Raw genomic sequence first — 717 nt, forward strand, 5'->3', positions numbered from 1 at the left:
AATTCGCCCTATTCAGACTCGCTTTCGCTGCGGCTCCGTCTCTTCAACTTAACCTTGCATGTAATCGTAACTCGCCGGTTCATTCTACAAAAGGCACGCTATCACCCATTAACGGGCTCTAACTACTTGTAGGCACACGGTTTCAGGAACTATTTCACTCCCCTTCCGGGGTGCTTTTCACCTTTCCCTCACGGTACTGGTTCACTATCGGTCACTAGGGAGTATTTAGCCTTGGGAGATGGTCCTCCCTGCTTCCGACCGGATTTCACGTGTCCGGCCGTACTCAGGATCCACTCAGGAGGGAACGAAGTTTCGACTACAGGGCTTTTACCTTCTATGACGGACCTTTCCAGGTCGCTTCATCTACCCCGTTCCTTTGTAACTCCATGTTGAGTGTCCTACAACCCCAAGAGGCAAGCCTCTTGGTTTGGGCTAATCCCGTTTCGCTCGCCGCTACTTAGGGAATCGCGTTTGCTTTCTCTTCCTCCGGGTACTTAGATGTTTCAGTTCCCCGGGTCTGCCATCAATACCCTATGTATTCAGGTAAAGATACTGCTCCATTACGAGCAGTGGGTTTCCCCATTCGGAAATCTCCGGATCAAAGCTTACTTACAGCTCCCCGAAGCATATCGGTGTTAGTCCCGTCCTTCATCGGCTCCTAGTGCCAAGGCATTCACCGTGCGCCCTTTCTAACTTAACCTAAAAGGTTTTACTCTA

Annotated in this window: 1 rRNA gene; it reads right to left on the reverse strand. The window is 50.5% G+C overall.

Annotation, left to right across the window (positions count from 1 at the left end):
- Positions 1-700: ribosomal RNA gene (locus AAHB15_RS29945) — 23S ribosomal RNA — on the reverse strand; the annotation flags it as partial.
- Positions 701-717 lie beyond the last annotated feature (17 nt).

Source organism: Bacillus sp. OTU2372, from assembly GCF_038440275.1.
Taxonomy (GTDB): Bacteria; Bacillota; Bacilli; order Bacillales; family Cytobacillaceae; genus Neobacillus; species Neobacillus bataviensis_B.